Origin of the sequence: Sulfurihydrogenibium sp. (genome assembly GCF_028276765.1) — a bacterium.
Lineage (GTDB): Bacteria > Aquificota > Aquificia > Aquificales > Hydrogenothermaceae > Sulfurihydrogenibium.
This window is the reverse complement of record NZ_JAPYVU010000018.1, coordinates 15,499-34,426: the sequence shown is the minus strand read 5'-3', so window position 1 is coordinate 34,426 and position 18,928 is coordinate 15,499. Positions and strand designations below refer to the sequence as shown.

At 31.8% G+C, this 18,928-nt stretch carries 18 protein-coding genes and 1 pseudogene; 17 read left to right on the top strand and 2 right to left on the bottom strand.

Features of this window, described 5'->3' with window-relative positions; genetic code table 11:
- A pseudogene (locus Q0929_RS04400) lies at positions 1 to 373 on the bottom strand (hypothetical protein); the annotation flags it as partial.
- 300 nt (positions 374 to 673) lie between these two features.
- On the opposite strand from Q0929_RS04400, the gene folE reads away from it, so the two are divergent.
- The 16 genes from folE to Q0929_RS04320 all read left to right on the top strand — a co-directional run bounded on the left by folE (position 674) and on the right by Q0929_RS04320 (position 14,863).
- Entirely contained in the window at positions 674 to 1,237 is a 564-nt protein-coding gene (gene folE / locus Q0929_RS04395) for a GTP cyclohydrolase I FolE (RefSeq protein WP_299238357.1), read from the top strand.
- A gap of 17 nt (positions 1,238 to 1,254) precedes the next feature.
- Positions 1,255 to 1,758, top strand: coding sequence for a peroxiredoxin (locus Q0929_RS04390; RefSeq protein ID WP_299238356.1), 504 nt, complete (start codon positions 1,255 to 1,257; stop codon positions 1,756 to 1,758).
- A 339-nt stretch (positions 1,759 to 2,097) separates the two neighbouring features.
- Complete coding sequence (locus tag Q0929_RS04385; protein ID WP_299238355.1) at positions 2,098 to 2,460, top strand: prepilin-type N-terminal cleavage/methylation domain-containing protein; 363 nt, start codon at positions 2,098 to 2,100, stop codon at positions 2,458 to 2,460.
- Between the two features lie 125 nt (positions 2,461 to 2,585).
- Positions 2,586 to 3,446: a hypothetical protein gene (locus Q0929_RS04380; RefSeq protein ID WP_299238354.1), complete on the top strand. Its 861-nt coding sequence runs from the start codon at positions 2,586 to 2,588 to the stop codon at positions 3,444 to 3,446.
- Positions 3,447 to 3,458: 12 nt separating this feature from the next.
- Positions 3,459 to 5,177: a hypothetical protein gene (locus tag Q0929_RS04375; RefSeq protein ID WP_299238352.1), complete on the top strand. Its 1,719-nt coding sequence runs from the start codon at positions 3,459 to 3,461 to the stop codon at positions 5,175 to 5,177.
- A 116-nt stretch (positions 5,178 to 5,293) separates the two neighbouring features.
- Positions 5,294 to 5,836, top strand: coding sequence for a GspH/FimT family pseudopilin (locus tag Q0929_RS04370; protein ID WP_299238351.1), 543 nt, complete (start codon positions 5,294 to 5,296; stop codon positions 5,834 to 5,836).
- 245 nt (positions 5,837 to 6,081) lie between these two features.
- Positions 6,082 to 6,432, top strand: coding sequence for a prepilin-type N-terminal cleavage/methylation domain-containing protein (locus tag Q0929_RS04365; RefSeq protein ID WP_299238350.1), 351 nt, complete (start codon positions 6,082 to 6,084; stop codon positions 6,430 to 6,432).
- A 92-nt stretch (positions 6,433 to 6,524) separates the two neighbouring features.
- On the top strand, positions 6,525 to 6,965 hold the full coding sequence (locus tag Q0929_RS04360; RefSeq protein WP_299238349.1) for a prepilin-type N-terminal cleavage/methylation domain-containing protein: 441 nt from the start codon (positions 6,525 to 6,527) through the stop codon (positions 6,963 to 6,965).
- A 463-nt stretch (positions 6,966 to 7,428) separates the two neighbouring features.
- Positions 7,429 to 9,348, top strand: coding sequence for a DUF2723 domain-containing protein (locus Q0929_RS04355; protein ID WP_299238348.1), 1,920 nt, complete (start codon positions 7,429 to 7,431; stop codon positions 9,346 to 9,348).
- 4 nt (positions 9,349 to 9,352) lie between these two features.
- Positions 9,353 to 9,967, top strand: a complete 615-nt coding sequence (locus tag Q0929_RS04350) for a hypothetical protein (RefSeq protein ID WP_299238347.1) — start codon at positions 9,353 to 9,355, stop codon at positions 9,965 to 9,967.
- The gene (locus Q0929_RS04345) at positions 9,964 to 11,025 is read left to right on the top strand and encodes a glycosyltransferase family 4 protein (RefSeq protein ID WP_299238346.1); all 1,062 of its coding nucleotides are present in this window, start codon (positions 9,964 to 9,966) and stop codon (positions 11,023 to 11,025) included. The genes Q0929_RS04350 and Q0929_RS04345 overlap by 4 nt, the downstream gene beginning before the upstream one ends.
- On the top strand, positions 11,018 to 11,212 hold the full coding sequence (locus Q0929_RS04340; protein WP_299238345.1) for a hypothetical protein: 195 nt from the start codon (positions 11,018 to 11,020) through the stop codon (positions 11,210 to 11,212). Before Q0929_RS04345 ends, Q0929_RS04340 begins: the two co-directional genes overlap by 8 nt.
- Positions 11,209 to 11,916 carry a polyprenol monophosphomannose synthase gene (locus tag Q0929_RS04335; RefSeq protein ID WP_299238344.1) on the top strand — a complete coding sequence of 236 codons (708 nt, stop codon included), beginning with the start codon at positions 11,209 to 11,211 and terminating at the stop codon, positions 11,914 to 11,916. Before Q0929_RS04340 ends, Q0929_RS04335 begins: the two co-directional genes overlap by 4 nt.
- Positions 11,903 to 12,631, top strand: a complete 729-nt coding sequence (locus Q0929_RS04330) for a class I SAM-dependent methyltransferase (RefSeq protein WP_299238343.1) — start codon at positions 11,903 to 11,905, stop codon at positions 12,629 to 12,631. Before Q0929_RS04335 ends, Q0929_RS04330 begins: the two co-directional genes overlap by 14 nt.
- On the top strand, positions 12,628 to 13,689 hold the full coding sequence (locus tag Q0929_RS04325) for a glycosyltransferase family 4 protein (RefSeq protein WP_299238342.1): 1,062 nt from the start codon (positions 12,628 to 12,630) through the stop codon (positions 13,687 to 13,689). The genes Q0929_RS04330 and Q0929_RS04325 overlap by 4 nt, the downstream gene beginning before the upstream one ends.
- Positions 13,682 to 14,863 carry an oligosaccharide flippase family protein gene (locus Q0929_RS04320; protein WP_299238341.1) on the top strand — a complete coding sequence of 394 codons (1,182 nt, stop codon included), beginning with the start codon at positions 13,682 to 13,684 and terminating at the stop codon, positions 14,861 to 14,863. Before Q0929_RS04325 ends, Q0929_RS04320 begins: the two co-directional genes overlap by 8 nt.
- Before the next feature lie 10 nt (positions 14,864 to 14,873).
- On the opposite strand, the gene dapC is transcribed toward Q0929_RS04320, so the two are convergent.
- Positions 14,874 to 16,034: a succinyldiaminopimelate transaminase gene (gene dapC / locus Q0929_RS04315; RefSeq protein ID WP_299238340.1), complete on the bottom strand. Its 1,161-nt coding sequence runs from the start codon at positions 16,032 to 16,034 to the stop codon at positions 14,874 to 14,876.
- A 407-nt stretch (positions 16,035 to 16,441) separates the two neighbouring features.
- Here dapC and Q0929_RS04310 point away from each other — a divergent pair, with 407 nt between their 5' ends.
- Complete coding sequence (locus tag Q0929_RS04310; RefSeq protein WP_299238339.1) at positions 16,442 to 18,928, top strand: sugar phosphate nucleotidyltransferase; 2,487 nt, start codon at positions 16,442 to 16,444, stop codon at positions 18,926 to 18,928.

Genomic DNA, 18,928 nt, shown 5'->3' with positions numbered 1-18,928 from the left:
TTGCTCTGCTTAATCTTGCTGCTTCAATTATAGTGCCATCTACTATAAGCTTTCCCTTTTTTCCAAGAACAATTTTAAGCATCATAATAATCGTGATTCTTCTTAGCCAATATTCTCTAAGGATTTTGTAAACTCTTTCTGATTTTGATTTTCTAAACAGATGCCAAGATTGAATAGAAGGACAAATTAGAAATCTGGCAAGTGTAAGAATAGGAGTGTTTGAAATGTAGGATGTGATATATAAAGCTGCAAGCTGTAAATCAGATACCTTAGGTGGTCTACCTGCTTTCTTTTTTGATTGAACGTTTAAAAGTATAGTTAAATGCTCAGAGATTTTTTGAAATATTGTAAAATAAAGATTAGAGTTTTGCATTTTTACCTCCTTGGTGGAATTTTTGCTATTACAATTTTAACTGCCACCAAGGAGCTTTTTTAGATGTTTTATTTATATTTGAATTTCTCACCCGAGGTATGTCTGTAATTATTATAAAACTTATTCTCTTAAAGTTTAAAAATTTTTGGTATATTTATTATGCGACAGAGAAAGTGAAAGTATGTTAATATTTATCTTATTTTGTTATTCTGAGCGGAGTGAAGAATCTCATGTTTTTATTGAATATTGATTTTCTAGCTCGAAGTATTTAAAAAATTACTATAAAAAGGAGAAAAAATAATGGCAATAGACAAAAATAAAATTGAGCAAGCAATAAGATTATTTTTAGAAGGCATTGGAGAAAACCCAAACAGAGAAGGCTTAAGAGACACACCAAAAAGAGTGGCTAAAATGTGGGAAGAGTTTGAAAGTTATAGAGAAATGAACATGACCATCTTTGAAGAAGTAGGAAGCTACGATGAGATGGTAGTTGTAAGAGATATTCAATTTTATTCTTTATGTGAACATCACTTACTTCCTTTTTTTGGAAAAGCACACGTAGCATACATTCCAGATAAAAAAGTATGCGGATTGTCTAAAATTGTTAGAGTTGTAAACAAATTCTCTTACAAACTACAAGTCCAAGAAAGATTGACAGCGGAAATTGCTGAGCATCTTGAAAAAGAGCTACAGCCAAAAGGTGTAGCTGTTGTAATGGAAGCAGTTCACCTTTGTATGGCAATGAGAGGAGTAAGAAATCCAGAGTCTATCACAGTAACAAGCAAGCTTAAAGGAAGATTCTTAGAGTGTCAAAAAACAAGAGAAGAATTTTTGAATTTGATAAATTCTCATAAAAAAATATGAGAAGTAAGGAGTAAAAGATGAAAAATTTTTTAGTAAAGATTTTAATTCTGCTTGGAATTGTAAAATCAGGGATAGCTATTGAAGAAGGACAGCCAGCTTATAATTTCAAGCTTTATAACGAATCTAACAAGTTGGTCCAGCTTTCAGATTACAAAGGAAAATGGGTAATTTTATACTTCTATCCAAAAGCAGGCACTCCCGGATGTACCACACAAGGCAAAGAATATTCAAAGTTATACGATAAATTTGTTTCAGTAAATGCAGTTGTATTTGGCATAAGTACTGATGATATAGAATCAATAAAAAAATTTAAGGAAAAATACGGCTTTAAACACAGCTTACTATCAGACCCAAAAGGAGAAGTAGCTAAAGCTTATGATGTTAAAACATTCTTTGGACTGTGTTCAAGAGATACAATTCTTATAAATCCAGAGGGTAAAGTTGAAAAAATATATAGAGGCGTAGACCCAGCATCTGACCCACACAAAGTTTTAGATTATATAAGTAAAAAAAGTAATTAGGTGAAATAGTAAGAAGAGACGATTTTTTGGTTTTATACACTTTGAAAGATATGCGTCATCTCTATTGAAGCTGCTTGTAAAAACCAACATCATTGTTATCCTGAAGACGTGTAAAGAATCTCTATTTTCTCAATTTTTCAAAGAGGAGGTCTTATGGACTTACGTCTTCAGAGTGACACCGAAAGATAAACTTACGAGAATTTTGAAACAATCTTACATTCTGTCTTAATTCTCTTAAGTGCCGTTATTTGTTTATGAAATTTCCGTGAAAAAGCCTTGATGTATTTTTTAAATATCTTTATTATTTATAATTGAAATTACAATTTCGGGAGTTATTCAATGAATTTAAACAATAAAGGATTTACATTAATAGAGGGCTTGATTGCTGCAGCTTTAACGGTAATTATCGTTGTTGGAGTTATGACAACCATTACTCTGTTTGGTTTAAATAATCAAAGAACTTTTATCCAAAACTGTTTAGTTGATGCTAATAATTATGCAGTTGGACTATGTAAAGCTCATGTGTTGGATAATACGGTGGATATCTCTAATATAAATAGCTATCAATGTGGTGGTTTAAACATAGTTAACCAGATTAACCCTCCCGGATGCACTGTAGCTCCAAATACTTGCCAAGATATTACATTTACGTCCTCTTTTAGTATTTTTAGATTTTCACAAACTGTAAGAATATGTAATTAAGGAGTTAAGCTATGAATAGAAAAGGCTACATTTTACGCTTTAAATCCAGCTTACTAATTATTTTCACCTCACAATTTACATCTCACGTCTCACGTAAAAGAGGTTTTACAGTTGTTGAGTTTTTAATGAGTATATTGATATCCCTTTTAATACTTGGGGCTATATCTATTGCTTTTATAGTAGCTAATAGAGGATTTCAGCAAAATAAACCTGTTAGCCAAGCTATACAAGAAGCACAAAATTTAGTTGCTACTCTTGATTTTCTGTTTTCAAGATGGGGAGTAGGGATGCCTTCATCAGATACTATTTCAATCTATATAATGGATTACGATGGCGCTTTACGGACAGATAAAAACGGCAATCCTAAAAAGTGGCAACCGAGTTTACCTAATGGAATTACCTTTCCGCCCGCAAATCCTTTTTGGTATCAAGCGGTAGATACTAATAATGATGGCAGAAATGATACAATTTATTTCTTTGCTTCACTTGGTGGTACTGGATATGTAGTAAATTGCCTTAACAACGTACCGCCTTGCAATATATTATCTTGCAGATTAACGTCAAACAAAACCAATAAATGCTACTTTATATTTTCAGCAGATGGAACATCTATCAGATACTACGAATTAGGTAGTAAAGACCTTGCTAATGATAATATAGACTGCCTGAATTTACAGAATAATCAAACTTCTAATACAACTATAAACGTTGGTGGCTTAAGTCCGGGAGATAGATTTCAAAGAGTGCCACATTTGATAAGAATTTTTGAGATACCTATTGACAGCAGAACATCATGGCTTGCTTTTGACAGAACAGACCTTGCCTATAATTGTAATGATAATGAAAATGCTACCCATATTGGCAGAATAAGAAGAGGAAGTTTTCAAGTAGTACCAAGAGGACAAAATGCTGTAGAATTGCAGGCAGATTTTGTAGATGAAAACGGTAATGTGGCGTATAGATTTAGAAAAGTTTATGCTAAGTAAGGAGGCAAAGCTATGAATAACAAAGGATTTGCATTAGTAAGTGTTTTAGTTCTTGGATTTGTTATATCTTTGATAGGTGGTGCTACTTTTTTGGTGGCAAAAAATGGCTTTTTAATAACAGGTTCGCAGGTAAGGTATAACATAGCAGAAAAAGCGGCAGATTATGGGATTAGTTATTACATAGACGGATACACGGCTAATAAATCTCCCTTTGCAGATAGTCAATGTAATTGTCCTAATAACAGCTATTGTGTATGCACGCTAAAGCCAAATCCAAATTCAAACGATCCGGTTGCGACTGTTAGGATAATATCTTTAAACAATACATTCATTATACATTCTACAGGCACTTATCAAGGGGCTACGGTAGTTAAAATAGCCTCTGCCAATACTGTTTTGAAGACAATTCCGAATACGAATATAGGTAAAACGGTGGCTAACATGGGTGCTGTGATGATGACAAAAATAACAAATATAAGCGGACTTGGGACTTCTACATCTGCTTCGCTTGCTGCATGTGATAATAGTTGTCCTGCGGCTGCTATGATACTTGGAAGTCCGCTACCACAAGGTCAGCAAGTAACAACATCTCAATGTAAGAATAACAATAACGGCGTAGCTTCCAACTCCGATAGCCCTATTTTGATAAAAGACGGTAGCAATGGAACAGAGCAACTCACTCCTGATAAGATATACAGCACATACTTTAGTGGAGTAAATAGTAGAAATGATTTATTTAACAAATTTCAAAATATGTATGGCATAGCTTTTAACAGCAATAATGAGCCTGTTGGGTTTACTTCGTCTAATTCTATTACAATTACAGACCAACAAAGCAGTTTGCCTGCCAATGGTTCATCTTATGACCTATGCAATTTCGGGCAAAATGCAAATGTAGGGACAGCTGTAGCATCAGGAAATACAATCACAACAAGCAGCAGTTGGAATATATCTGGTTTAAACTGTCAAGCAAAACCAACATTTACGTGGGACGGTAGTAAATACGTAGGCACGTTAAATTGCTATGGAAATGGAAATAAAATTGTAAGCACAACTACTTTTTACTGCAATAAGATTGATTTTGGATGGAATGCTACGCTTAATATATCAAATTTTTCCGGTGGTGGCGGATTGGCTGCTGGGTCTATTAATATGGGAGATGTTAACGGAAGTCCTTTAACATTAGTAGGAAAAAATCAGATTAACATGACATCTAACGGAATAGATATTAACTCTCCTGTTTACATGTTTGCTAAAAACTATAATATAGATGCAAACAATCTGCATATAAAATCTTCTTCTATAATTGCATCTCTTGGCAATAGTTCAAACTTGAACATGACACTTAAAGGAAATAGCAACATAGGAACGCAGGATAATCCAGCTTTAATTATCTCAGATAATAATATTAACATTCAAGGTAATGGTTCAAACGAAATTAACGGCTTAATATTTTCTACAGGTAGCAATAACAACTTTAGTTTAAATATATCCGGAAATTATACTATAAACGGTTCCGTTGGTTCGGCATCAGGTAGCAATAATAACATTAACATGAGCGGAAACTCACAAATTAACTTTAATAGTAGTATAATTCAAAATCTTTCAAATAAATTTAGTGGTTTAGTTAATCCACCCCAATGTGGTGCAACTGTTACAGTTCCTGTTGTTAATCTTTCAATTAATACACAGAAAATAAACTTTAAAACAACAGTTCAAACGCTGTACTGAAGTGAAACGTGAGAGGTGAGACGTGAGACGTAAAATTTACTTAAATAACCAAATAAATACATCTATGTTCTGCTTCTCATATTTGGATATCTCTCGTAATAGAAAGGAGATTGATCATGGGAAATAGAAAGTTTTTTCATTTATCCAATTCTTTACGTGCTACATCAAGAGGTTTTACGCTTGTAGAAATGTTAATAGTCCTGCTAATAGCAACTCTCATTCTTGCCATTGCTATAAACAATTTTCCAAAGCAGAGGAGAATTTACACATATCAGCAGTATATATCTGAATTAGAGACAGCTGTTAGAATGGCAAAGTTAAAAGCAGTAGAAAGAAGCGTCAATGTCTCTGTTTGCCCTGATCTTAATAATAATTCAATTGTAGTTTATGATAATGGGTTAGATAGGTCTGCTCTTTGTAATTCTAATTCTAATAGTAATAATAGTGCTAGAAACATAATTTATACGATTAACATTGATAACTCTATTGCTACTGTAGGAAGTAACAGTGTTGGCTTTTCTTTTGACCCAAGAGGACTTGGGATTATTGGAGGAAACATTTGCATTCAATCAGCTGATGGAAGCATGTATTATAAAATTTCAGTTCAATCTTTAAGCGGTAGGATAAATATCGAAAAAGGAAGCGGAGGATGTAGATAACTATTGATTGAGTTTGTTTAAAAACTCTGAAACTGTTTGTAAAAATCAACATCATCATTCTGCAGCCGTGCGAAGAATCTCATGCTTTTCTTTTAACTCTACAAAAACTAAAAAGTCAAAAATGATATTTACATCTGTTTTTGATTGTTTACAAATAGCATGAAATTTTTGTGAAAAATTTTTATTTAATTTCATACATAAAAGTATATAATAAATCTGTCCTTTTTCAATAAGGAGGAGATGCTATGAAACAAAAAGGATTTACATTAATGGAGCTTTTAATTGTTATAGTCATCATAGCTATATTAGCAGGTCTTGCTATTCCAATGTATAACAAATATAAAACTCAGGCAATAAAAACAGCTTTAATGTCTGATATTAGAAACTGCATTTCTGAGATTGCTATATCAAGGCAAACAGGGCAAAATACAAGCTTAAACGATATTGTTAACAACTGTCCGAGATCTAAATTTACAAAGGAGATAATACTCCAAAGTGAAAATCCTATAAAATTACAAGCTGTTTCCAATGAATTGGATTTTAAATGTGAGTATGATGAGAATAATGGAAGGATTGCTTGCGATTCTGTTTTTTAATTAATATGAAAAAAATGTGAAAAAGTATTGACTGATATTTTAAACTATGTTATATTTATAACTGTAAATTATTTTAAAAGGAGGTATGTACCATGGAAAAACTTTTCAAGTCAGTGTCACAGGCTCTATCTCTCACAAGAAGATTAGAAGGTGAGAGAAAGGGTGAAAAAGGTTTTACACTCATCGAGCTTCTCGTTGTAGTAGCGATCATTGCAATCTTAGCAGCAATTGCTATTCCGCAGTTTGCTAAGTACAGAAAACAAGCTGCAGCCGCATCGTTACAAGCTGACGCAAGAAACTGTGTAACAGATGCTGTATCTCAAATCACAAGCGCACAAATGGCAGGTGGAAGTGTAGCTTCATCAGGTACTTACTCAAACACTTCTCCAAATACTCAAAGTTGTACTTGGAAATATAATGCAGTGTCCTCTTCCACAGATTGTACTTGTGATGGTAAAAACGTTTTACAAGGTGTTCAATGCTGGGCGGTATCATCAAACAACGGAACACAAGTTCAATGTTCTGGATTATAATCTAACCTAAATATTTAGGGGGCAAGCTTAAAAGGCTTGCTCTTTTTGTCTATTCAAAACATAATTAAGCAAAACAGGGGACTTGCAATGAAAAAGAAATTGGTTTTGGCGGGATTGATTGCTGTAGTAAGCGAGAAGTAAAGAGAGAGTTGAGGAACCTTAATAAACAAGCTAACCTCACTGCCCATTTTTTAATGCTCTGGATTATAATTTAATTTAAAAACAATCTTACTTAAAGTGTATCTTGGGCGAGAAATTGGCGGTTTTTATAAAATTTAAAAATGAGATCCTTCGGCCTAACGGCCTCAGGATGACAGGAAAAGGTTGGATGACAAGTGCATATCGCACGTTAATAGTTGCCTTATATGTCATTCTGAGCAAAGCGAAGAATCTTATGCTTTTAATTTCTTATCCAACGTATATTTATTTTTATAAAATGTATTAAAAATTGTAAGGTGGACTAATGATAATAAAAATAAAACCCATATATCCGGTTCTTTTTATTTTTTCTATCATATACGTAGCATCAACCTTTCCAGTATTTTCTACCGGAGATGGAGGAGGATTAGCTTTAGCATCCCACTTACTTGGAATAGCACATCCACCGGGCTATCCATTTTACGCACAGATTAATAAAATATTTTCCTTCATTCCGGTAGGTAATATTGGCTCAAGGATTGCTTTATCTTCCGTATTTTTTGCTGTATTATCGTTATACTTAGTTTATCTTATTACAAAAAAGATAATCTCAAAAACATCTTCAGAAATAGATAATATAGAAATTTTTTCTACCATTCCGGCTACTTTTCTCGGGATAGCTTACAGCTTTTATTATAATGCAGTTGTCATAAAATTTTATCCACTTACGTTGTTTTTAGTGCTTCTTTTAGTTTTAATTGGCTTAGAAGTTTCTTTTAATAGAAATTTAGACAAAAGGTTAGTTCTAACTGCATCGTTTTTGCTCGGCATCGGCTCATCTATACATCACACTTCATTGATGATGACAATACCATTATTTATCTTAGGAGTTTTTTACTTTAAAAACTTCATCAGATTAATCATCCCTTCAGCATTCTTGTTTTTCTTGGGGTTTCTTGTAAATGCTTATCTTTATATAAGAAGTCAAAAAGACTGCTTTGCTGTAATGGGTAAGGCTGAAAATCTGTACAACTTTTATTTTTTGATCGCAAGAAAGGCTTATGGTTCTGGTTCATCTATTGATTTAGCATCGCAGAGTGTAAGCAACTTTCAAGGATTTATAAATGCTTTTAAAAATCTAATCTATCTTCTTTCTATAAACTTTTCAGCCGTCTTTTTTCTGTTTTTAATATTAGGGTTTATCTATCTGTTCAAAAAAGACAGACAAGTATTTATATTTCTACTAATCACATTTTTAGTTTATACCCTTCTTGTAGGCAAATTAACATTTACAGAAGATATATTTAGTGGCAAGATTTCTGACGTTGCTCAAGCTTTAAACGTTGTAGGTAATCAGTACTTTTTACCGGCAATGGCTTTATTTTCTATCATTTCTGGAATAGGAATTTATAACAGCTTTTTATTTATTAAATCTCAAAAAATGGAATTTGTTTATAAAGTTGTTCCGGTTATTTTGATGATTTTTCCTTTTGTGTTTATAATCGGCAGATTTTCTCAGACAAATAACATAAACAACTGGGTTCCTTACTACTTTGGAAAGGATTTTTTAAGCATCTCTCCTGTTGCATCGATTGCAGCGGTAAGAGGAGACCCGGAAATTTTCGGTACGTTGTATTTAAAGCTTCTTGGAAAGTATCGGGATGATGTTTGTATCTTAACAAATCATACAGCAGGCGTAGCACAGTGGCTTAATGAAGGCTGTAAGCCAAAGCAGATTTATAAAAACTTACTCCCTGAATTTTTTGAAGGAAATTTAGGAAAAGTTATGGAGAAAAAACTTTATACATTTAACGTTATTCCGGATATTACACATCCACTTTACGATTTTGTAAAAGTAAAACCTTATTTATACACATTCTTTTGGCTTTTAAAAGAAGACAACACACCGGATGTATGGTTTGACAAAATAAACATAGATAAGTATAAATTTATCTCTCCGGAAGTATGCTTATTTCACAATACAGATGACGATTACACAATCAGAATTTGTAATTATATAGCCAATGGTTTAATAGTTGCTGCAAGTTCTGTAAAGCCGTTTTTATTAGTCAATCCTGTTGAAGTTAAATTCTACGGAGAAGGTGGTGGGTCTATAACCGCAAACGTTTACATAAACGAAGAAACATCAGAATATATAAAAGTTCAGAGTATAATTAGAAAAATCAATGACGAAAAAGAAATCTATTTGGTTCCGGATAAATTTAGAAATAAAAATGAAAGGTAAGATTATGAAAGGATATGGCAAGCTAACAATTTTACTCTTAGTAACAATATTCATAACTTTTTTAGCGAAAAATCTTTACTATCAAAATAGGTATTACAATACTGCAAAACAGCAAGACGGGATAGCAAAGGTTAAAGCATATGAAAAAGTAATTTTATCTTATGTACCACTTAGTCCGCTTGGTTCAAAAGCTGTAGAAGAATTATATCTATATTGCCATACATTTAAAAAAGATGATGAAAGATTATACTGCTTAGAAACTCTCAGAACAAGTATATACCAAATACAAAACCCAATCACAAGACCATATACAGAGTATTTAGAAAAGATTAATCCTGAAATTGCAAAATTAAGAGCTTTAGAATCTATAAATTGGGAGTTTAACAATTATACTATGGCAGACTATGAAAAATTATACAACGCACAAATGCAGGTATTAAATTATGATAATAAGCCTTCAGATTTTTGGAGTTTTATAGTTGTTTTATCTTTAATAGGCTGGATTTCTTCGGTACTGTTGTTTATCTGGAAAGCAAACGACAGAAAGCAGATTTTATTATACTCTCTGATGTTTGTAGCATTTTTTTCGCTTTGGATTGTAAGCTTATATAAAGCATGAAAGTTTTAATTCTAAACAGAAGATGCATAAAACATCCTGAAAAGGGCGGAGCTGAAAATTATACATACCATATCGCAAAAGGCTTAATAGAAGCCGGATACAGTGTTGAGTGGTTTTCTTCAAAGACAAAAGAATTAAAAAGTGAAGAAATAATTGATGGTATAAAGTTTATCCGTAAAGGAAACGAGCTAACAACTCATTTTTATGGGTTTATGTATATGCTAAACAAAAATCAAGACTGGCTAATCATAGATGAGTTTAACGGCGTAGGATATTTTACATTCTTTAAGAACAACTCAATATTGCTTATACATCAGCTGTATGAAGAGTTTTGGAATGCAGAGCTTGGATTTGTTGGTTACATTCCAAGATTTTTAGAAAAGATATTTTTAAGATTGTACAAAAACAAAAAAACTATCACAGTCTCACCATCAACCCAATTAGATTTAAAAAACCTTGGATTTAAAGATATACTTGTAGTTTATAATGGCTTAGAGTATCAACCGTTAGAAGAAGTGCCAAAGAAAAATGAAAATCTAACATTGCTGTATCTTGGAAGGCTAAAAAAAACAAAAAATCCAGAATCTGCGATTAAGATTTTTTTAAAAGTAAAAGAGTATATAAAAGATGTAAATCTTTATGTTGCCGGTACAGGTCCTTTGTTGGATTATTTAAAAGATAAGTATTCAAATATTGAAGGCATAAAATTTTTAGGCTATGTCTCGGAAGAAGAAAAGATAAACTTAATGAAACAGTCCCATTTTTTGATTGTACCAAGTATTCGGGAGGGGTGGGGGCAGGTTGTAATACAGGCTAACGCTTTTGGAACGCCGGCAGTTGGCTTTAGGGTTCATGGTCTTGTTGATAGTATAAAAGATAATGAAACAGGTTTTTTAGTAAATTCTGAAGATGAAGCTGTGAAAAAGATTATAGACATTTGGAATAACAAAGAAGGGTATAATAAGCTCTGCCAAAATGCTTTAAACTGGGCTAAAAACTTTTCTTGGGATAAAACAAAGAGCGAGTTTTTAAAAGCAATAGAGGAACACCTTGGGTGAAAAATTAGTGGTTTTTGTAGAATTTAAAAAGGAGATCCTTCGGACTTACGGCCTCAGGATGACAGTTAAAGGTTGGCTGATAAATATCAGAAAAAGAATAACCTTGAATGTCATTCTGAGCGAAGCAAAGAATCTCATATTTTTATTGAATTTTTTAGCCGACGCAATAAAGGAATTTGGAAAATGAAATCATTAGTGGTTTTACCAACTTATAATGAGGCTGAGAATATAGACAAAATCTTAGAAAGATTAACAAAGTATGATTTTTTAGATATTTTAGTAGTTGATGATAACTCAGTAGATGGGACGAGAGAAAAAGTTTATAATTGGATAAAAAATAATCCAAAGATACATATTTTAGAAAGACCGGGAAAGCTTGGACTTGGTACAGCTTACGTAGATGGTTTTAAATGGGGATTAAAAAAAGATTATGAAGCATTTTTTGAAATGGATGCAGATTTATCCCATAATCCTGATGATATTCCAAGGTTTATAGAAACTTTAAAGAATGGCTATGATGTTGTTATTGGTTCAAGATATATGAATAATACTATAAGCGTTGTTGGATGGGATTTTAAAAGACTTTTACTTTCTAAGTTTGCCAATTGGTATGCTACTACAATTCTTGGACTGAAACATCTTACAGATATAACAAGTGGATATAGAGTTTATAGTAGAAAATGTTTAGAGGCTGTAGATTTAGATAAGATTAAATCTAATGGATATGCTTTTCAAATTGAGATGGTTTACAGATGTTATAAAAAAGGTTGTAAGATTGGAGAAATCCCGATTATCTTTTATGAAAGAAATGGTGGGTCTTCTAAAATGAGTAAAAAAATAGCATTAGAGGCTGCTATCATGGTATGGAGGTTGAAATTTGGAAAAGCATAAAGGATATCAAAATATCTTAACCAAAGAAAAAGAAAGAGGATTAAAAAAAATCGCTAAAGATTTTGCTTATAAAAATGATTTTCTTTACAAATTATATATGAGGCTTACAGATATACCGGTAAAAAAATTATCTTCTGTTCCAAACATAAAAAATGCAGATAAAATTTTAGATGTAGGCTGTGGCACTGGTAATATTATTGATTATATAAGTAGATTTTTAAACCCTAAAGCAAAATTCTACTGCTTAGATTTAGATAAAAATCCTATACTTTCTGAGAAAATAGAATTTTCAAAATGCGATGTGGATGTTGAAGCTTTTCCTTTTAGTGATAATGAGTTTGATATCGTTATATCGTCTTTTGTTATAGAGCATTTAAAAAATCCACAAAATCTTTTTTCAGAGGCTTTTAGAACATTAAAAAGCGGTGGTTATTTTTATTGTGTCACTGAGTATTATACATCTGTTTTTTGCCCTGATGGTTATAATTTTTATTCTGACCCAACTCATGTTAGACCTTGGACCAAAAAAAGTTTATCTACTTTAGCGGAAATGAGTGGATTTGAGGTTTATAAAGTTGGAATTATTAGATGGTGGGAATATTTACCTTTATTGCCAACTTTTCCTATTCTTAATTTACTGACTCCAAGTAATTTTTCTTTTATTCCTTGTGAAATCTTAGGAAGAACAGTTTATATAATAGCTAAAAAACCATGAAAATACTTCACTTTATCTACGACCATATAAAAAATCCATGGGTAGGTGGTGGCGGAGCAGTTAGGGTTTATGAAATATATAAAAGACTTTCTGAAAAAGGACATAAAATAACAGTTGTCAGTGGCAATTTTCCAAAAGCAGAAGATTATAAAGTCAATGAAAACTTTGAGTATAGATTTATAGGTAATGATAAAAACTATATTTTAAGCACATTTTCATATGCTTTTAAAGCCTACAAATTTTTAAGAGAAAATTTTAAAAATTACGATGTTATAATTGAAGATTTTGCTCCATGGAATCCGATATTTGCTTATAAACTACAAGATAAAAAGCCTGTAATTTTACAGATACATCATAAAACAGGAATCAATATTTTGAAAAAATACAATATTTTTGGATTACCTTTTTTGTTTATAGAAAATTATTATCCAAAACGATTTAAAAACATTATTTCTGTATCAGCCCAAACTTTAGAAAAATTTAATGTCAGAGGAACGGTAATACCAAACGGTATAAAATTTACCTTGGATGAAAAAGATTCAAATATTGGAAACTATATTTTATACGTTGGAAGAATAGATTTTTTTAATAAGGGTTTAGACTTGCTAATCAATGCAGACATTAAATATCCTGTAGTAATTGCAGGAAAAGGAAAAGATGAAGATAAATTAAAAAATCTTAAATCCAATTATAAGTACATTGGCTTTGCAGATGAGAAAACAAAGTTAGATTTAATAAAAAATGCCAAATTTTTAGTAATGCCTTCTCGGTTTGAAGGACAGGGAATTGTTGCGTTAGAATCTGCATCTATGGGAAAGCCTGTGATAGTCTCAGACATTCCTGAACTTAGATATGCTATAGAAAATGGATTTGGAATAAGCTTTAAAAATGAAGATATAGAAGACTTTAAAGAAAAAATAGACTATCTTTGGAATAATAAAGATTTAATTTTAAAAATGGGGAAAAAAGGTATAGAATATGCTAAAAAGTTTACATGGGACAAAATAGCTTCTGAGTTTGAAGATTATTTACTTAAAGTTTTGAGCAGTCATGCTTAAACATTTTAGCTATTTATCTTTGATGTTTTTCTACGTAAACATTCTTGGCTACATATTCCATTTTATTGTAAGCAGAAAGCTTGGTCCGGAGCTATACGGCGAATTTATGGTTTTATACTCCCTCATGCTTACCGTCAGCTTTCTATCTAATATCTATCCAACTTTAACCATAAAAGCAGTTTTAGAAAATAAAGAACAAAAGTATGATACTTTAAGATTCATCAGAATGATAGCCGGCTTAACAGGGTTAATATTCTTCATTGGATTAATGATATCTCTGCCATTTGTACAAGTTTTTTTTAAAATAACTCATAAGCTTGCAATTATAATAGTTGGGTTGGTTTGGTTGGTTGTTTTTCTTTTAAGTGTAGAAAAAGGCTTTTTGCAAGCTCAAGAAAAGTTTAAAGAATATTCATTTTTAAATTCATTTGGATTAACAATTCGTTTAATAATAGCCGTCTTTTTAATAGAAATAGGATTAAATATTTACGGTGCTGTTGGTTCGTCATTGTTTGCTGAATTGTTAGTATTAACAATTGTGTTGTTTATCAATAAAAATTTGTTCGGAAAGATAAAAAAAATTCCAATAAAAGATATTTTTAAAACATCTTTCTTGTCCGTTCCAGTTGGACTTTTTGTTTATGCGGATGACCTTTTTATCAAAAGAGTTTTTGACCCGACAACTGCCGGCTTATATGCATCTGCATCCATACTTGGAAAAGCTTTAATCTGGTTTTGTATGACTTTATTTTCAGTAATCTTTGTTAAGCTAACGGAAGACAAAACTAATTATAGGAAGTACCTACTTTACTCACTTGTATTATTCTTGGTTATAAATCTAATAGCTTTCATTGGAACTGTGATTTTAGGAAAACCTATTTTCCTTATGCTTTTTGGAAGTAAATTTTTAGATGCTTACCAATATTTGCCCTTTTATATTTTAGCTATCATTCCTTTGATATTTAACTTAGTTATCTTTACATCAAACATAACTTTGGAAAGATTTAAAGCTTTAGTAATTGTAAATTTGGTTTTATACTACGTTGGATTTATCCTGATACGCTTTCACGATGTTTATCAATACATTCTATACATATTTTTGTTCCACTTTATCTCTTTCATGATTAATCTTTATTTCTTTTTAAAGAAATACCAAGATACTCAAAAGATATAAATGTTGCAATTTAAATCTTTTCCCAAACTTTTATTGCTTCTTTGCATTCCTCAATGGTTGGAACTAATGCAATTCTAAAATATTGACTTTCACAGGTTCCTTCGTTTATCTCTGTATTGCTACAGAAATTTTCTCCGATAGAAACTATAATACCATTTTCTAACAAAATCTTTGCATAATCTTTTGAAGAGATTCCGTTTGGAGCTTTAATCCAAATATAAAAAGTTGCTTTTGGATACAGATATTCAAAACCTTTTTTATTTAAAAATTCTAAAAATAAATCTCTCTTCTCTCTAAAAATTTTGTTTCTTTCAATTACATGGCTTTCGTCTTCCCATGCTGTTTTAGCTGCCATTTGAATGAAATCCGGACTTGCAACGCCAAAATTTGCCCTTTCTTTTTTATAAAAGCTTATAATCTTTTCATCTCCGGCAACAAAGCCAGACCTATAACCAGTCATACCACTTCTTTTTGATAAGGAATGGAAAACTACAACGTTATTCATACCAAACTGTAAAGCTGAATGTGGTTTTTCTTCAAAGTATATTTCTGTATAACATTCATCAGAGCATAAAATAATATCGTATTCTTGACAGATTTTTATAGTTTCTTCAAAATAGCTTGCAGGTGCTACTGCTCCGGTTGGGTTGTGTGGATAGTTTATCCATACTATCTTTGTCTCTTTTAGTATTTCTTTATCAATTTTATCAAGTCTGAGTAAAAAGCCGTCTTCTTCTTTTAGTTTTACAGGCGTTGGAATTCCTCCAGCATACAACGTTCCTCTTTCGTATACTGGATATGCCGGCGTTCCAAATATGACTCTTTTTTTATCTTCCTCTTGGTCTATAAAAACCAACGGAAAATGAAAAATTGCTTCCTTAGAGCCTGCCGATGGTATTATTTGTGTATCTGGATTTAGTTTTACAGAAAATCTGTTTTCAAACCATTTTGAAATTGTATCTCTTAATTCCTTTCTTCCGGCAACTGATGGATACTGGCTAACTTCCGGAATTGCATTTTTAATTGCATTTCTTATTATTTCTGGCGTTGGTTCTTTTGGGTCGCCTGTTCCAAAATCATAAATCTTTATTCCTCTTTCTTTTAGCGATGCTTTAATTTTATTTAATTCTTCCATAGGATAATTTTTAAGATTTTTTATCGCTTTATTCATTCAAAACTCCTTATACTTTTTTTATATTTAAAATCCACTATATACATCGGCGGGCAAAAAATTCAATAAAAACATGAGATTCTTCGCCGGGTGCAGAACGGCAATAAATTCACCCTTTCTCTGACGCTTATTATCTAAATATTAATTCCCAATTTCTCAACGAAAATATTGCTTTAAGTATTATTTTAACATACCAATTAATGATATAGACTGTTTCAAAATTTTTGTAAGTTTGCCTTTCCGTGTCATCCTGAGGCTATAAGCCGAAGAGTCTTCTCTTTTGATTTTTTGATTTAAAAGAAAATTAAGAGATTCTTCGCGCGACCACAGAATGACAATGTGGATTTTTTGGGGTAGCCTCAAATAATGCTATAATTATTTAACCTTTTTGAGATAGGGGGGAGAATATGAAAGCAGTAGTCATGGCAGGTGGATTTGGTACAAGAATACAACCATTAACAAACAGCATTCCAAAACCGATGCTTCCAATCCTTAACAAGCCAATGATGGAACATATTATTAAAAAACTTAAATCTGTTGGCATAAATGAAATTGTTGTCTTACTATACTTTAAGCCAGAAGTTATCCAGAACTACTTTAAAGATGGCTCTGATTTAGGAATCAAAATAAACTATGTGCTGCCGGACGATGATTATGGAACAGCCGGAGCTGTAAAAAAAGCCCAAAAGTATCTTGATGAAAGGTTTATCGTAGTAAGCGGGGATTTAGTTACAGATTTTGATTTTAAAGAAATCATCGGATTTCATGATGCTGTTAACTCTAAATTAACAATCACTCTAACATCTGTTGAAGACCCGCTGCAGTTTGGAGTAGTAATTACAGATAAAGATGGAAAAATTCTTAGATTTTTAGAAAAGCCAGGATGGGGAGAAGTTTTTAGCGACACAATAAACACAGGAATTTATGTAATTGAACCAGAGATATTAGATTATATTCCGGATAATATTCCGTTTGATTTTAGTAAAGACCTATTTCCTAAGCTTATGAAAGAAGGAATCACACTTTACGGATATAATGCGAAAGGCTATTGGAGAGATGTTGGAAATCCGGAGAGTTATAGAGAAGTAAATAAAGATATTTTAAAAGAGAAAGTAAAGATAGATTTTGAAGGTGAAAAACTCGTTTATCCATCCGGTGTTTTATACACAAAAACAAAAGATTTACCAGCAAGTTTAGAAGTCGTTGGTAGAGTTGTATTAGATGAAAATGTAAAATTAGAAGAAAATATCACACTTGAAAATGTAGTCATTGGTAAAAACTGTCATATAGGAAAAAATACATACATTAAAGACAGTGTTTTATGGTGGGATATTAAAATTGGCAGCAACTGCAGATTTTTAAACTCTGTCATCTGTAATAATAACATTATAGAAAACAATGTAAGAGCCGAGCATGGAGTCATCATAGCAGAAGGTTGTGAGATAAAAGATAATGTAGCATTTGAGAAAGATGTTATCATTTGGCCAAACAAACTCATTGAAGAAGGCTCTATTATTAGCAGCAATCTTATTTGGGGTGATAAATGGAAATCTTCATTGTTTGAAGGTGGTAAAGTCTCCGGAAGAACCAATATTGAACTTTCTAACGAAATGGCAGCCAAGCTTGCTGCAAGCTTTGGGTCTATATTGCCACTTGGAAAGACAATTTTAATGTCAAGAGATTATCATAGGGCTTCAAGAATGCTAAAAAGGTCTTTCCTTGGTGGACTGCTTGGGTCAGGTTTAAACGTTATAGACTTAAAACTTATGCCACTTCCCGTTATGAGATTTTTACTATCAAACACTGATGCAATTGGTGGAGTACATTTCAGACAATCTCCAGAAAATCCAACAATCACAGAGATTTTATTCTACGACAACGACGGGCTTTTGATAGACACAAACACAGAAAAATCCATAGAAAGAATATTCTTTAGAGAAAGTTTTAGAAGAGTAAATTATAATGAAATAGGAGAAATCAAAGATGAACCACTGCCACTGAAATCTTACAAAGAAAAATTTTTATCATTGATAGACCAAGAGAGTATTAAAAGTCATAAATTTAAAATCATCGCAGACCTGTTAAATGGTTCTACTTCTATCATATATCCGGATATAGTAAATACAATCGGGATAGAAAACATTATTCTAAATGCTTATTTTGATGAGAAAAAATTGTCTCAGATCTCAACTCTTCATAAAAAATCCGCAGAAGAGATCTCAAAAATGGTCAATGTATTATCTGCTGATATTGGATTTGTGATGTATCCAAACGGTCAAAGAGTGGTAATCATATCAGATAATGGTGAAATTTTAGACAATGAAACAGCTATTTTGATAATACTTTATTTGATAGATAAAACAGTCAATAGACAAGTTAAAGTTTACTTACCTGTCTATGTTCCTGAAGTTATGGATGAGATGTTTGAAAATATAATCATAGAAAGGGGTAAAACTATCGGTCTAAAATCTAACTTTTTAAAAGATTATTACTTCTTTGGAAATCTTGAAGGAAATTATACATTTACAGAGATGTCTTACAGCTTTGATGGTATGTTTGCTTCTATTAAAATTCTTGAGATGTTAAGTAAAACAAAACAAAAAATATCAGATATACAAAAAATTATTCCAAACCATTACTTTGAGCATAAAGTTGTATCTTGTCCTATCAATCTAAAAGGAAAGATGATGAGAAAGTTCACCGAAGAAGCAATAGGAAAAGATGCATCTTTTGTTGATGGTGTTAAAATTTTTATAGATAAGAAAACTTGGATATTAATGCTTCCAGACCAGTACGCAGATAGTTTACATCTATATGTCAATTCTGACAAAGAAGAGAAAGCAAAAGCTGTTTTAAATGAGTATATTGACAAGATAAACAAATGGATGGAATAG